The organism is Serpentinimonas sp. SSL01, from assembly GCF_056323735.1.
Genome location: NZ_CM150487.1, coordinates 1,901,109 through 1,914,005, shown reverse-complemented (window position 1 = coordinate 1,914,005; position 12,897 = coordinate 1,901,109). Strand labels below are relative to the sequence as shown.

Sequence of the window (12,897 nt, the reverse complement as noted above, 5' to 3'; positions counted from 1 at the left end):
GCCCCAAAGCATTCAGCCCCCAGCATTCCACACCAGGCACCCGAAACCATGACCGCGCAAGAACTGCAAGCCCTCATCGCCGCCCACCTCGACTGCCTGCACCTCGAGGTCAACGGCGACGGCCGCCACTGGTACGCCGTGGTGGTTTCGCCCGCCTTCGAGGGCAAACGTCTGATCGCGCGCCACCAGATGGTCTATGCCGCGATGGGCGAGCGCATCCGGCGCGACGAGGTGCACGCGCTCTCGATGCAGACGCACACCCCGGCCGAATGGTCGGCGCAACAAGCCAGCCCGGCTTAATCGACTGCGCGCGGCCAGCCCCACCCAGGCGCTTCCCAACCCTCCACCGCCCACCCCCACCCATGGACAAACTGCGCATTCAAGGCGGCCAGCGCCTGCACGGCGAGGTACCGATCTCGGGCGCCAAAAACGCCGCCCTGCCCGAGCTCTGCGCCACCTTGCTCACCCACGAGCCGGTGATGCTGCGCAACGTGCCGCGGCTGCGCGACGTGGCCACCATGCGCCGCCTGCTGGAACACATGGGCGTGCAGGTGCAGACCCACGGCGAGCGCGGTGGCCTGACGCTGCAAGCCGGCGCGGCACTCGAGCCGCTGGCCCCCTACGAGCTGGTCAAGACCATGCGCGCCTCGGTGCTGGTGCTTGGGCCGCTGCTGGCGCGGCTGGGGCGGGCGCGGGTGTCGCTGCCGGGCGGCTGCGCCATCGGTTCGCGCCCGGTCGATCAGCACATCAAGGGCTTGCAGGCCATGGGGGCGCAGATCGCCATCGAGCACGGCTACATGGTGGCGCAGCTGGCACCGGGCCAGAGCCGGCTGCGCGGCGCGCGCATCGCCACCGACATGATCACCGTCACCGGCACCGAAAACTTCCTCATGGCCGCCACCTTGGCCGAGGGCGAAACCGTGCTGGAAAACGCCGCCCAAGAGCCCGAAGTCACCGATCTGGCCGAGCTGCTGATCGCCATGGGGGCGCAGATCGAGGGCCACGGCAGCAGCCGCATCCGCATCCAGGGCGTCGAGCGCCTGCACGGGGCCGAGCACGCGGTGGTGGCCGACCGCATCGAGGCCGGCACCTTTTTGTGCGCCGTGGCCGCTTGCGGCGGTGCCGTGCACCTGCGCCACGCCCGCGGCGAGCACCTCGAGGCGCTGATCGAAAAGCTGCGCGAGGCCGGGGTGTCGGTGCAAGCCAGCGCCGACGGCTTGCAGGTGCAGTCGCCCGGCGCGGCGCTGCTGCGCGCGCAGAGCTTTCGCACCACCGAATACCCGGGCTTCCCGACCGATATGCAGGCCCAGTTCATGGCCCTCAACGCCGTGGCGCAGGGCAGCAGCAGCGTCACCGAAACCATTTTCGAGAACCGCTTCATGCATGTGCACGAGTTGCAGCGGCTCGGGGCCAAAATCCGCATCGACGGCCGGCTGGCGCTGATCGAAGGGCTGGGCGGCAGCGGCGCGCACCTGTCGGGCGCCACCGTCATGGCCACCGACTTGCGAGCCTCCGCCAGCTTGGTCATCGCCGGGCTGGTGGCCGAGGGCGAAACCGTGGTCGATCGCATCTACCACCTAGACCGCGGCTACGATCAGATGGAGCTCAAACTGCGCGCCCTGGGCGCCCAAATCGAGAGGATCGCATGAGTGCCGACCGCATCACGCTGGCCCTGTCCAAAGGCCGCATCTACGACGAAACCCTGCCGCTGCTGCAAGCCGCCGGCATCGAGGTGCTGGAGCACCCCGAGCGCTCGCGCAAGCTGATCCTGCCAACCAACCACCCGGCGCTGAATGTGGTGCTGGTGCGCGCCTCCGACGTGCCCACCTACGTGCAGTACGGCGGCGCCGACTTGGGCGTGTGCGGCAAAGACACGCTGCTCGAACACGAGGCCGAGTGGGGCGGGGCGGCCAACGTCGGGCTGTATCAGCCGCTCGATCTGCAGATCGCGCGCTGCCGCATGAGCGTGGCGGTGCGCGCCGATTTCGACTACGTGCGCGCCGTGCGCCAAGGCGCGCGCATCCGCGTGGCCACCAAATACGTGGCGATCGCGCGCGAGTTTTTTGCCAGCAAAGGCGTGCACGTCGATCTGATCAAGCTCTACGGCAGCATGGAACTGGCGCCCCTGACCGGGCTCGCCGACGCCATCGTCGATCTGGTCTCGACCGGCAACACGCTCAAGGCCAACCAGCTGGTGGAGGTCGAGCGCATCATGGACATTTCCTCGCGCCTGGTGGTCAACCAGGGAGCGATCAAGGTCAAGCGCGCGCTGCTGCGGCCGCTGCTCGATGCCTTTGCGAAGGCGACAGCCCAAGACACCGCGCACGCCACCGCGCAAAGCTCCGCGACGGGGGTGCTTGCATGATGACCACGCCCGCCGCACCTGCTGCAAACACCACGCCTTTGCAAGCGCGCCCGCTGCGCCTAAGCACGCAGCAGCCCGACTTCGAGGCCCAGTTCGCCCAGCGCCAGCACTGGTCGGCCGAGGCCGACGCCGCCATCGAGCAGCGCGTGCAGGGTATCGTGGCCGACGTGCGCGCCCGCGGTGACGCCGCCGTGCTCGACTGCACGCGCCGCTTCGACCGCCTACACGCCCCGAGCATGGCGGCGCTGGAGCTGCAGCCGTCGGAACTGCAAGCCGCCTTTGAGCAGATCCCCGCCGCCCAGCGCGAGGCGCTGCTACAAGCGGCCGCGCGCGTGCGCCGCTACCACGAGGCCCAGCTGCGGGCCTGCGGCCAGAGCTGGAGCTACCGCGACGCCGACGGCAGCCTGCTCGGGCAAAAGGTCACGCCGCTGGAGCGCGTGGGCATCTACGTGCCCGGCGGACGCGCCGCGTACCCGTCCTCGGTGCTGATGAACGCCATACCGGCCCAGGTGGCGGGGGTGGTCGAGATCGTGATGGTGGTGCCCACGCCCGACGGCACCAAAAACCCGCTGGTGTTGGCCGCCGCCCACGTGGCCGGGGTCACGCGCGCCTTCACCATCGGTGGCGCGCAGGCGGTGGCGGCGCTGGCCTATGGCACCCAGAGCATCCCTAAGGTGGACAAGATCACCGGCCCCGGCAACGCCTACGTGGCCAGCGCCAAAAAGCATGTGTTCGGCCAGGTGGGCATCGACATGATCGCCGGCCCGAGCGAGATTCTGGTGCTGGCCGACGGCAGCACGCCGCCCGACTGGGTGGCCATGGACCTGTTCAGCCAGGCCGAGCACGATGAGCTGGCGCAGTCGATCCTGCTCTGCCCTGACGCGGCCTACCTCGATGCGGTGCAGGCGGCGATCGATCGCCTGCTGCCCGAGATGCCGCGCGCCGCCATCATCGCTGCCAGCCTCAACGGCCGCGGCGCCCTGATCCAGACCCGCAGCCTCGAAGAGGCCTGCGCCATCAGCAACCGCATCGCGCCCGAGCACCTCGAGCTGGCCTGCCGCGAGCCGCAGCGCTGGGAGCCGCTGCTGTTGCACGCCGGTGCCATTTTCATGGGCGCCTACACCAGCGAAAGTCTGGGCGACTACTGCGCCGGCCCCAACCACGTGCTGCCCACGGCCGGCACGGCGCGCTTTTCCAGCCCGCTCGGGGTCTATGATTTTCAAAAACGCAGCAGCCTGATCGAGGTCAGCGCCGCCGGCGCGCAAACGCTGGGCCGCATCGCCAGCGTGTTGGCGCACGGCGAAGGCCTGCAGGCGCACGCCCGTGCGGCCGAGATGCGGCTGCACCTGTCCACCAGCGGCTAAGGCGCCCTGGGGGCACCAGTCAAGCCGGTCAGCGCTTCGGTGGCTTGGTCGGCTCGGGGGCTTTGGGCATCAAGGCGCGCTGTGCTCGGCGCGCCACTGCGCCACCACCGCCTCGAGCTCACAGGCGCGGCGCAAGGCGGTCACGCCCGCAGGTAGGCGCGGCGAGCGCAGCACCGGGGCGTTGCCGCCCACCCACAGCGCCACCGTGCTGGGCAATTGTGCGCGCAACTGGCGCAAGGCGGCCAGCACCTCATTGGGCGGGTGGGGCGAGCTGAAGCTCAAGGCCACGGCGTCGATCTCCAGCTGCTGCGCCGCCGCCAGCACCTCGAGCACCGGGGTATTGGGGCCCAGCGGCAAGCGCTGGCAGCGCTGCAGCGCCAGAAAACACTCGGCCATCAGCAGCCCCAAGGCGTGGTGTTCGTTGGGTAGCGTGGTGAGCAACACCCGGGGTGGGGTGCCGCTGTGGCCTTGCTGATCGAGCTGCACCAGCGCCTGGCGCAGCACCGATTGCACGATCTCGCTGTGTAGGTGCTCTTGGAACACCGAAATGCGTTCGTCCAGCCACGCCTGCCCCACGGCCACACTCAAGGGCACGATGAAATCCTCGATCGTCTGCCCCAGCCCGTGGCGCAGCAGCTGCTCGTGCAGCCGCAGGCGCAGGGTCTCGGTTTGGTTGGCTTGCAGCGCGCTGAGCCACTGCTGGCACAGCACGGGATCCAGCGCAGGGTGGGGTGAAGGGGGTTGGCCGGCGTGCTGCGCCTGCAACCGCTCCTGCAGCCGGGTTTGCAGCTCGGCCTCGGGTAGGGGCACCACCTGGTGCGGTCGCTGCCCAGCATCCAGCAGGCGCTTGATCAGGCGCAGGCGCTGCAGCTGGGCTTCGTCGTAGCGGCGCTCGCCATGGGCGTCGCGGCTGGGGGTGGGAAAGCCATAGCGGCGCTCCCAGACGCGCAGCGTGTCTTTGCCCAAACCGGTTTGACGCTCCATGTCTGCAATAGACAAAATGAGCGGGGCAGGTGGGGGTGCAAGGCGTTTGAGCATCGATTGAGATCATGCCACAAAAGCTCGATGGATTGTGCTTTGTGGACCAATCTATGACAATTTTCTCTTTATTTTATGCAGGTTATGCTCGTGTACGGTGCTCGATCGAGGGCTGCAACGGGGGTGTGACGCGGGCTTGTACCGGCATTTTGTGGCCCTCGGTTGCAGAGCAATCTTTTTTCGCGCATACTACGTTTGTCTAAGACAAAACAGGATCTGCAATGCCCTCTACCGACCACGCCAGCCATCAGCCCGCACCTCAAGTCAATGCGCTGCGCGTGGCCGTGGTGGGTTCGGGCATCGCCGGGCTGGCGGCTGCCTATGCGCTGCGCACGCACGCCCACGTGACCCTGTTCGAGGCCGGGCCCTATTTTGGCGGCCACACCCACACCGTGGACGTGACCCTGCCCGGCCCCGATGGCGCCGCCTGCACGCATGGCGTCGATACCGGTTTTCTGGTCTACAACGAGCGCACCTACCCGCGCCTGATTGCCCTGCTGGCCGAGCTCGGGGTGCCGTCGGCGGCTTCGGATATGTCGTTTTCGGTGCAGGTGCCGCAGGGCGCGCGCTGGCTGGAGTGGAGCGGCACCGATTTGGGCACTGTGTTTGCGCAGCGGCGCAACCTGCTCGACCTTAGCTTTTGGGGCATGTTGCGCGACCTGCTGCGCTTCAACGCCCTGTGCACGCGGTTGGCGCAAAGCGGCGACCAAGCCGAGGCCATGCAGCAGTCCTTGCAGGATTTTTTGCAGCAGCACCGCTTTGGCGCCGCCTTTCGCGACTGGTACCTGCTGCCCATGCTGGGCTGTATCTGGAGCTGCCCCACCGACCAGATGCTGCAATTTCCCGTGGCCACCATGGTGCGCTTTTGCCACAACCACGGGCTGATTCAAATCCGCAACCGGCCGCAGTGGTTTACCGTGCGCGGCGGCGCGCGCCAGTATGTGCAAAAAATCGTCGCCAGCCTGCCCGATGCGCGCCTCAACGCCCCGGTGCAGCGCATCGAGCGCGACGAGCACGGCGCCTGGCTGCACAGCCCGGCCGGGGTCGAGCGCTTTGACCGGGTGGTGGTGGCCACCCACACCGACCAAGCGCTGGCGCTGCTCGATCAGCCCAGCGCCGCCGAGCAAGCCGTGCTGGGCGCCATCCGCTACCAGCACAACCGCGCCGTGCTGCACACCGACACGGCGGTGCTGCCGCAGCAGCGCAGCGCCTGGGCGGCGTGGAACTACGAGCGCGCCGCCGACGCCGGCAGCGAAGCGGCCCGCGTCTGCTTGCACTACCTCATCAGCCGCTTGCAGCCGCTGCCCTTTGCGCAGCCGGTGCTGGTGTCGCTCAACCCGGTGCGCGCCATCGATCCGGCCAAAGTCATCCGGCACATCGACTACGCGCACCCGGTGTTTGACCAAGCCGCCATCGCCGCCCAGCGCCGCTTGGCCGAGCTGCAAGGGCAGCAGCACACCTGGTTTTGTGGCGCTTGGGCCGGATACGGTTTTCACGAAGACGGGCTCAAATCCGGCCAAGCGGCGGCCCAAGCCCTGCTGCGCGCCGCCGCGTTTGTGCAGGGTGCGCCGCGTTCAGCGCAGCCGCGCGCTCCCGCGCAACCCAGCCCCGCGCTGCACGAGGTACCGGCGTGAACGCGGCGCCGCAAGCCTACGTCGGCTTCGGCCAGGTGCGCCACACGCGCTTGCGCCCGCGGCGCAACGCCTTTGTCTATCCCACCTTCTTTTTGCTGCTGCCCATGCGCGACTTGGCGCTAGCCGCGCCCGCGCTGGCGCGCAACCGCTGGGCCCCGATCAGCTTTTACGACGGCGACCACGGCGACGGCCGCACCCCACAGCAGGGCGGGGCGCTGGCGTGGGTGGATGAGCTGCTGCGCGCACACGGCATCGACGACGCCGACGGCCAAATCTGGCTGCACTGCTACCCCAGGGTGTGGGGTCACACCTTCAAGCCGGTGAGCTTTTGGTACTGCGAGCGCGCCGACGGCAGCCTGCGCGCCGTGCTGGCCGAGGTCAACAACACCTTTGGCGAGCGCCACTGCTACCTCCTGGACCAGCCGCGCGAGGGGCAGGAGTGCCGCGCCAGCAAGGTATTTCACGTCTCGCCCTTTTGCCAGGTGCAGGGCTGGTACCGCTTTAGGTTCATGCGTCGCCTGGATGGCGCGCAGCCGCGCACGGTGGTTCGCATCGACCACGACGACGACGCCGGCCCCTTGTTGCAGACCAGCGTCAGCGGCACCCTGCAAGCGCTCGATGCCGCCAGCCTGCGCCAAGCGCTGTGGGCGCACCCGGCGCTGACGCTGCTGCTGCTGCTGCGCATCCATTGGCAGGCGCTCAAGCTCTGGCTCAAGCGCACCGGTTTCCAGCGCAAGCCCGAGCCGCCCAAAGCCTTCGTCAGCCAATAAAACCCCGTCATCCGATCTAGCCCACCCAGCCCCAAGAGCGTCTGCCATGAACACCCAATCGACTCCCTTTCAAGACCCGTCGGCCAGCACCTTGTCGGCGGCATGGGGCGCTTGTGCGAGCAACGCCGGTTGGCCCGGTGCTGCGAGTTCGAGTTCGAGTTCGCCTTTGGCGGCGAGCCAATCCACAGCCAAGCGCCCGCCTTGGGCGGCACGCACCTTGCAGCGGCTGTTGCAGCAGCTCGGGCACGGCCGGCTGGCGGTGCATTGGCCCGACGGGCAATGCGCACACCATGGTCCGGGTTCGGAGCGCGAACCCACGGTTGAGGTTCGGGTGCACGACTGGGGCGTGTGCGCCGCAGTGCTCAAGTCGGGAGACATCGGTTTTGGCGAGGCCTACTTGGCGGGCCAGTGGGACACGCCCGATTTGGCCGCCTTGCTGCGCCTGCTGCTGCGCAACCGCGTCGTGATCGAACGCCTGATCCACGGCCACTGGGCCGGGCGGCTGCTGCACCGGGTGCGGCACTGGCTCAACCGCAACACGCGCGCCAACAGCCGCAAAAACATCCAAGCCCACTACGACTTGGGCAACGATTTTTACCGCCTCTGGCTCGACGCCGGCATGAACTACTCCAGCGCCTGGTTCCAGGGCCAGCCCAGCGGCAACCTCGAGGCCGCCCAGCGCGCCAAGCTGCGCCGCGCCCTGCACATGGCCGGTTTGCAGCCGGATCGGCCGGGCCAGCGCGTGCTCGAAATCGGTTGCGGTTGGGGCGCGCTGGCCGAGCAGGCGGCGCACGAGTTTGGCGCCCACGTCACCGGCATCACCTTATCGGACGAGCAACTGGCCTACGCGCAACAGCGCTTGCAGGCCCAAGGGCTGGCGCAGCGGGCCGATCTGCGGCTGCAAGACTACCGCGACCTGCGCCTAGGGACCGACGAGGCGCCGTTCGATGCCATCTGCTCGATCGAAATGGTCGAGGCCGTGGGGCGCGCATACTGGCCCACCTACTTCGACACCGTGGCTCGGTTGCTCAAGCGCGGCGGGCGCGCCTGCATTCAAAGCATCGTCATCCGCGACGAGCTCTACGGCGCCTACGTGTCCTCGACCGACTTCATCCAGCAGCACGTGTTCCCCGGTGGCTGCTTGCCCAGCGCCGCGGAGTTCAGGCGCCAAGCGGCAGCGGCGGGGCTGCGGGTGGTCGATGAGCTGGCTTTTGGCCCCGACTACGCCGAGACTTGCCGCCGCTGGCACCGCGCCTTTTTGGCGCAACGCGATACCGTGCGCGCGCAGGGCTTCGATGGCCGCTTCGAGCGCCTGTGGACCTTTTACCTCGCCTACTGCGAAGCCGGCTTCGACGAAGGCGACATCGACGTGATCCAGTTCACGCTGGAGCACGCACCATGAGCGCGCACTCTTCAAACCGCCTGCTGGCCCAGCCCCAACCGCTGGCGCCCGAGCAAAACCAGCGGCGCGCGCTCTTGCGCCAGCTGCTGCTGCCCGCAGCGGCGGCTGTGTGTGCTGGCAGCTGGAGCCGCGCGGCATGGGCCCAAGGCGCCTCACCGATTGAGCCGGCCGCCGGTGAGCCCTCGCCCGTGCCGGGCTTGCGCTGGTCGGGGCAGGGTCTGTTGCGGGTCTGGGGCTTTGAGGTTTACCGGGCGCGGCTGTGGGTGGGGCCGCGCTTCAACCCCGCCGACCATGCCTCCGACGCGCTGGCGCTCGAGTTGGAGTATCTGCGCGCCTTCAGCGCCGCCTCGATCGCCAGCCGTTCGATCGAGGAGATGCGGCGCCAGCAGCCCATCGCCCCCGACCAAGGCGAGTGCTGGCAGCGCGCCTTGCAAACCGTGCTGCCCGATGTGCGCGCCGGCGACCGCCTGCTGGGTGTGTACCGGCCGGGGCAAGCGGCCCAGTTTCGCCAGCCCAACCGGGCGCTGGGCGAAGTGGCCGACCCGCTGTTTGCGCGGCTATTTTTTGGCATCTGGCTGGCTCCGACCACATCCGAGCCCGGCTTGCGCGCCGCCTTGCTCGGCTTGCCGGCGCGCGGCTAAACACAGGCCACCGCCGTGCCACCTGCCGCCACGCCCGCGCTTAGCCAAGCCTCCCTTGCGGCCGACGCGCAGGCGGACGCCACACCCGCTGCTGCCCCCGCAGCCCCCGATTTGCGCTGGCCGGGCACGCTGGCCTACGGCGCGCTGGGCTTTCCGCTGGCTTTTGTGGCGCTGCCGCTGTACGTGCTGCTGCCGCACCACTACGCCACCGAGTTTGGCGTGGCGCTGGCCACGCTGGGGGCGCTGCTGCTGGGTGCGCGCCTGTTCGACGCCTTGGTGGACCCGTGGCTGGGCCGCGCCAGCGACCGCCTCTACGCCCGCTCGCCGCGGGTGGTGCTGGGCACGGGGCTGGTGGCGGCGCTGGTGCTGGTGCTGGGCCTGACGGCGCTGTTTTTCCCGCCGGTGCGCGCGCAGCAGGCCCTGCTGCTGTGGGCGTGGGTGGCGCTGGTGCTGTCGTATCTGGCGTTCAGCTGGTTGAGCATCTGCCACCAGTCTTGGGGGGCGCGGCTCGGGGGCGATGCGCCCACGCGCGCGCGCATCGTCGCTTGGCGCGAAGGGGCTGGGTTGTGCGGCGTGGTCACGGCGTCGGTATTGCCCACCTTGCTCGGCCTGCCGGTGATGGTGGCGGTGTTTGCCGTGGCGCTGGCGCTGGCGTGGTGCGCTTGGGCGCTGGCGCCGCGCCCGGCCTTGGGCTGGTTGCGCCATGGCGTGGGTGCGTCCGAGCTCTGGCTGCCGTGGCGCCAGCCGGGCTTTAGGCGCCTGATGGCGGTGTTCATCTTCAACGGCATCGCCAGCGCCATTCCGGCCACGCTGCTGCTGTTTTTTATCCAAGACCGCTTGCAGCTCAGCGACGCCATGCAGCCCCTGTTTTTGGGAAGCTACTTCGTGGCCGCGGCGCTGGGGCTGCCGCTGTGGGTGCGGCTGGTGCGGCGCTGGGGGCTGGTGCGCACGTGGCTGGGCGCGATGGTCATGGCGGTGGCGGTGTTTGGCTGGGCGGCCACCTTGGGGGCGGGCGATTGGCAGGCCTTTTTGCTCATCTGCATCTTGTCTGGGGTGGCGCTGGGCGCCGACCTGACGCTGCCGCACGCCTTGCTGGCCGGCCTGATCCAGCGCCAAGGCGACCACGGCGCCCGCGAAGGGGCCTACTTTGGCTGGTGGAGCTTTGCCGCCAAGCTCAACCTGGCGCTGGCCGCTGGCTTGGCGCTGCCGCTGCTGGGCTGGTGGGGCTACGAGCCGGGCGACAGAAGCGCCCAGGGCTTGCAGGCCCTGTCGTGGGCCTACGCGCTGCTGCCCTGCGCCCTCAAGCTCATGGCGGCGGCCCTGCTGTGGTTTTTTTGGCGCCGCGACCCGCTGCTGATGCAGGCCTAAACCGACGCAACCCACGAACCCCACGAACCCCACGAACCCCACGAATGCAGCCCATGAACCCAAAAATCACCGACTGGAACGGCCGCACCGTGTGGCTCGTGGGGGCCTCGAGCGGCATCGGGCGCGCGCTGGCCAGCGCCTTGCACGAGCGTGGCGCGCGCGTGGTGCTGTCGGCGCGCCAGGCAGCGGCGCTGCAAGAATTTGTCGCGCAACACCCCGGCAGCGTGGCTTTGCCGCTGGATGTGTGCCAGCCCAAGCAGGTGCAGGCGGCCGCCCAAAGCCTGCTGCAATCCGGCCCCATCGATCTGGTGTGCTACCTGGCCGGCCACTACCTGCCCATGCGCGCCCACGAGCTCGATCTGGCCCAGGTGTTGCGCCATCAAGAGGTGAACCTGAGCGGCGTGTGGGTCCTGCTCGATGCGCTGCTGCCGGCCCTGCTGGCGCGCCGCGCCGGGCACATCAGCTTGGTCAGCAGCGTGGCCGGCTTTAGGGGCTTGCCCAAGAGCCTGGCCTACGGCCCCACCAAAGCAGCCCTGATCAACCTTGCCGAAACCCTGTACCTCGACTTGCAGCCCCAAGGGCTGGGTGTGAGCCTGATCAACCCCGGCTTTGTCGCCACCCGCCTGACGGCGCAAAACGATTTCAAAATGCCCGCGCTGATCGAGCCCGAGCAGGCCGCAGCCGCGATCTTGCAAGGCTGGGCAGCGGGCGAATTTCACATCCACTTCCCCAAACGCTTCACGCGCCTGATGCTGCTGCTGCGCCTGCTGCCCTACCGCTGGTACTTTGCCGCGGTGCGCCGGGGCACGGGTCTGTAGATTGTTTTACCCCCGCACCCAGCCCCACCATGAACCCCCACGATCACGCCGTCGCCGAACTGGTGCTTTTTTACGAGCAGCTCAGCCCCGCCAGCCTAGGGCAACTGGGCCGCCACTACGCCCCCGATGCGCGCTTCAAAGACCCCTTCCACGAGGTGCAGGGCGTGCCCGCCATCGAGGCCATCTTTACCCAGATGTTTGCGCGCTTGCAGCAGCCGCGCTTTGTCGTGGGCACCTGCGTGGTGCAGGGCGAGCAGGCTTTTTTGCTCTGGGATTTTGAGTTTCGCTTTGCTGCGCGCGGCCAAGCCGCCAGCGCCGGCGCGCTGCAGACCATCCGTGGTTGCAGCCACCTGCTGCTGGGCCCCGACAGCCGCGTGCGCCTGCACCGCGACTACTGGGACGCCGCCGAAGAGCTGTACGAAAAGCTGCCGCTGCTGGGCGCGCTGATGCGCTGGCTCAAGCGCCGCGCCGGGGCTTGAGCGGTTGTGCTGGCCCGGTTACCCAGCGCTTTTCCGGGCTGCGGCCATCGCCGCACAGCGCGCATCGCGCTGCAAAGCGGCCACAAAAGCCTGCCCAATGGCCCCGCTGGCCCCGCACACCACGGCGCGGTAGGGTTCGGGCAAAGATTGCATGGAAGGGTGTTGCATGGGTTGGGAGGGAAAGCGCACCGGCTCGAAGCCCAAACCTTGGCGCTGTGATCAGGGCGCAGCCGTGTGCTAGAGCCAGCCGCGCTGGTGTACTTCGGCCACCATGCGCTCAGCGGCTAGGTTCAGCGTGTCGGTGTAGGTGCGCCCGGCGTCGAGCGCGGCCCAGAGCAAGAGGGGGTCTTCGACATAATCGTGCACCATCTGGTTGCGCAGGGCGCGCATGGTGAACCAGGCGTCGGCCGAATCGATTAGGCCCAAGCGCTCGGCGCGGTCTAGGTTGTCGGCCACCGAGGCCACCCGTTCGCCCAATGCGGCCAGCAGTGCAGGCAGCAGTTTGTCGCCCAAGGTGTCTTGCAAGCGCCCAAAACGGCCCACAAAAGCCTCGACGCAGTCGGCCAGCGCGGGGTGGTCCTCAAGTCGGCTGACGGCTTGGGCATCAAAACCGGCCACAAACAAGCGCTGTCGGGTATCGAGCAGATGGTGCGCTTCCTTGCCCACGACCCGGCACAAAAAACGCAAGCGCTCGCGCTGCGCCGCATCGGGCCTCACAGCAGCACCCCTTGGCTGCGCGCGATCTGGTGGATCGGCAGCTGCTTGAGGCCGGGGGCGTCGATCAGCACATCGACCTTGCGCCCGTGCAGCGCGCGCGATACGCGCCCGGCCAGTTGCGCCGCCAGCAAGGCCGGGTTGGCTGGCAGGCTGGGCAGCTCGAGCAACAAATCCACGTCGCCGCCGCGCAAGTGATCGTGCAGGCGTGAGCCGTAAAGGCGCACCCGGGCCTGTGCACCCGCCAGCTCAAGGGCCTGGGCGCGGATGAGGTGGGCGTGCTCGGCAGACAGGCGCATGGTGC

The 12,897-nt window shown here is 68.7% G+C and carries 16 protein-coding genes; 11 read left to right on the top strand and 5 right to left on the bottom strand.

The window, feature by feature from the left end:
- The first annotated feature begins 48 nt into the window (after window positions 1-48).
- From ACVMK0_RS09045 to hisD, 4 genes are all read left to right on the top strand, one after another.
- On the top strand, window positions 49-300 hold the full coding sequence (locus ACVMK0_RS09045) for a BolA family protein (protein ID WP_476463590.1): 252 nt from the start codon (window positions 49-51) through the stop codon (window positions 298-300).
- A 62-nt stretch (window positions 301-362) separates the two neighbouring features.
- On the top strand, window positions 363-1,649 hold the full coding sequence (gene murA / locus ACVMK0_RS09040) for a UDP-N-acetylglucosamine 1-carboxyvinyltransferase (RefSeq protein ID WP_250960978.1): 1,287 nt from the start codon (window positions 363-365) through the stop codon (window positions 1,647-1,649).
- Entirely contained in the window at window positions 1,646-2,365 is a 720-nt protein-coding gene (gene hisG, locus ACVMK0_RS09035; protein WP_045530568.1) for an ATP phosphoribosyltransferase, read from the top strand. Before murA ends, hisG begins: the two co-directional genes overlap by 4 nt.
- Window positions 2,362-3,729, top strand: a complete 1,368-nt coding sequence (gene hisD / locus ACVMK0_RS09030; RefSeq protein WP_476463589.1) for a histidinol dehydrogenase — start codon at window positions 2,362-2,364, stop codon at window positions 3,727-3,729. Before hisG ends, hisD begins: the two co-directional genes overlap by 4 nt.
- A 69-nt stretch (window positions 3,730-3,798) precedes the next feature.
- Here hisD and ACVMK0_RS09025 read toward each other — a convergent pair whose 3' ends face one another.
- A complete protein-coding gene (locus ACVMK0_RS09025; protein WP_476463588.1) occupies window positions 3,799-4,713 on the bottom strand; it encodes a MerR family transcriptional regulator in 915 nt (304 codons plus the stop codon).
- Between the two features lie 326 nt (window positions 4,714-5,039).
- Between ACVMK0_RS09025 and ACVMK0_RS09020 the strand changes: the two genes are divergently transcribed.
- Both ACVMK0_RS09020 and ACVMK0_RS09015 read left to right on the top strand, forming a co-directional pair.
- Complete coding sequence (locus tag ACVMK0_RS09020) at window positions 5,040-6,401, top strand: NAD(P)/FAD-dependent oxidoreductase (protein WP_476464673.1); 1,362 nt, start codon at window positions 5,040-5,042, stop codon at window positions 6,399-6,401.
- Entirely contained in the window at window positions 6,398-7,171 is a 774-nt protein-coding gene (locus tag ACVMK0_RS09015) for a DUF1365 domain-containing protein (protein WP_250960981.1), read from the top strand. The genes ACVMK0_RS09020 and ACVMK0_RS09015 overlap by 4 nt, the downstream gene beginning before the upstream one ends.
- Before the next feature lie 69 nt (window positions 7,172-7,240).
- Here ACVMK0_RS09015 and ACVMK0_RS09010 read toward each other — a convergent pair whose 3' ends face one another.
- Entirely contained in the window at window positions 7,241-7,387 is a 147-nt protein-coding gene (locus ACVMK0_RS09010; protein WP_476464703.1) for a hypothetical protein, read from the bottom strand.
- Here ACVMK0_RS09010 and ACVMK0_RS09005 point away from each other — a divergent pair.
- The 5 genes from ACVMK0_RS09005 (at window position 7,338) to ACVMK0_RS08985 (ending at window position 11,879) form a co-directional block, all read left to right on the top strand.
- Window positions 7,338-8,573: a class I SAM-dependent methyltransferase gene (locus tag ACVMK0_RS09005; protein WP_476464672.1), complete on the top strand. Its 1,236-nt coding sequence runs from the start codon at window positions 7,338-7,340 to the stop codon at window positions 8,571-8,573. The two genes, ACVMK0_RS09010 and ACVMK0_RS09005, sit on opposite strands and share 50 nt — an antisense overlap.
- Complete coding sequence (locus tag ACVMK0_RS09000; protein ID WP_476463587.1) at window positions 8,570-9,214, top strand: chalcone isomerase family protein; 645 nt, start codon at window positions 8,570-8,572, stop codon at window positions 9,212-9,214. Before ACVMK0_RS09005 ends, ACVMK0_RS09000 begins: the two co-directional genes overlap by 4 nt.
- 111 nt (window positions 9,215-9,325) lie before the next feature.
- On the top strand, window positions 9,326-10,582 hold the full coding sequence (locus ACVMK0_RS08995; protein WP_476464671.1) for an MFS transporter: 1,257 nt from the start codon (window positions 9,326-9,328) through the stop codon (window positions 10,580-10,582).
- A gap of 53 nt (window positions 10,583-10,635) precedes the next feature.
- Window positions 10,636-11,400: an SDR family NAD(P)-dependent oxidoreductase gene (locus ACVMK0_RS08990; RefSeq protein ID WP_476463586.1), complete on the top strand. Its 765-nt coding sequence runs from the start codon at window positions 10,636-10,638 to the stop codon at window positions 11,398-11,400.
- A gap of 29 nt (window positions 11,401-11,429) precedes the next feature.
- Window positions 11,430-11,879, top strand: coding sequence for a nuclear transport factor 2 family protein (locus ACVMK0_RS08985; protein ID WP_476463585.1), 450 nt, complete (start codon window positions 11,430-11,432; stop codon window positions 11,877-11,879).
- A gap of 18 nt (window positions 11,880-11,897) precedes the next feature.
- On the opposite strand, the gene ACVMK0_RS08980 is transcribed toward ACVMK0_RS08985, so the two are convergent.
- The 3 genes from ACVMK0_RS08980 to ACVMK0_RS08970 form a co-directional block, all read right to left on the bottom strand.
- Window positions 11,898-12,032 carry a hypothetical protein gene (locus ACVMK0_RS08980; RefSeq protein WP_268747539.1) on the bottom strand — a complete coding sequence of 45 codons (135 nt, stop codon included), beginning with the start codon at window positions 12,030-12,032 and terminating at the stop codon, window positions 11,898-11,900.
- Between the two features lie 84 nt (window positions 12,033-12,116).
- Window positions 12,117-12,596 (bottom strand): hypothetical protein, encoded by a 480-nt coding sequence (locus ACVMK0_RS08975; RefSeq protein ID WP_476463584.1) that lies wholly within the window; start codon window positions 12,594-12,596, stop codon window positions 12,117-12,119.
- The gene (locus ACVMK0_RS08970) at window positions 12,593-12,892 is read right to left on the bottom strand and encodes a nucleotidyltransferase family protein (protein ID WP_045536506.1); all 300 of its coding nucleotides are present in this window, start codon (window positions 12,890-12,892) and stop codon (window positions 12,593-12,595) included. The genes ACVMK0_RS08975 and ACVMK0_RS08970 overlap by 4 nt, the downstream gene beginning before the upstream one ends.
- Window positions 12,893-12,897 lie beyond the last annotated feature (5 nt).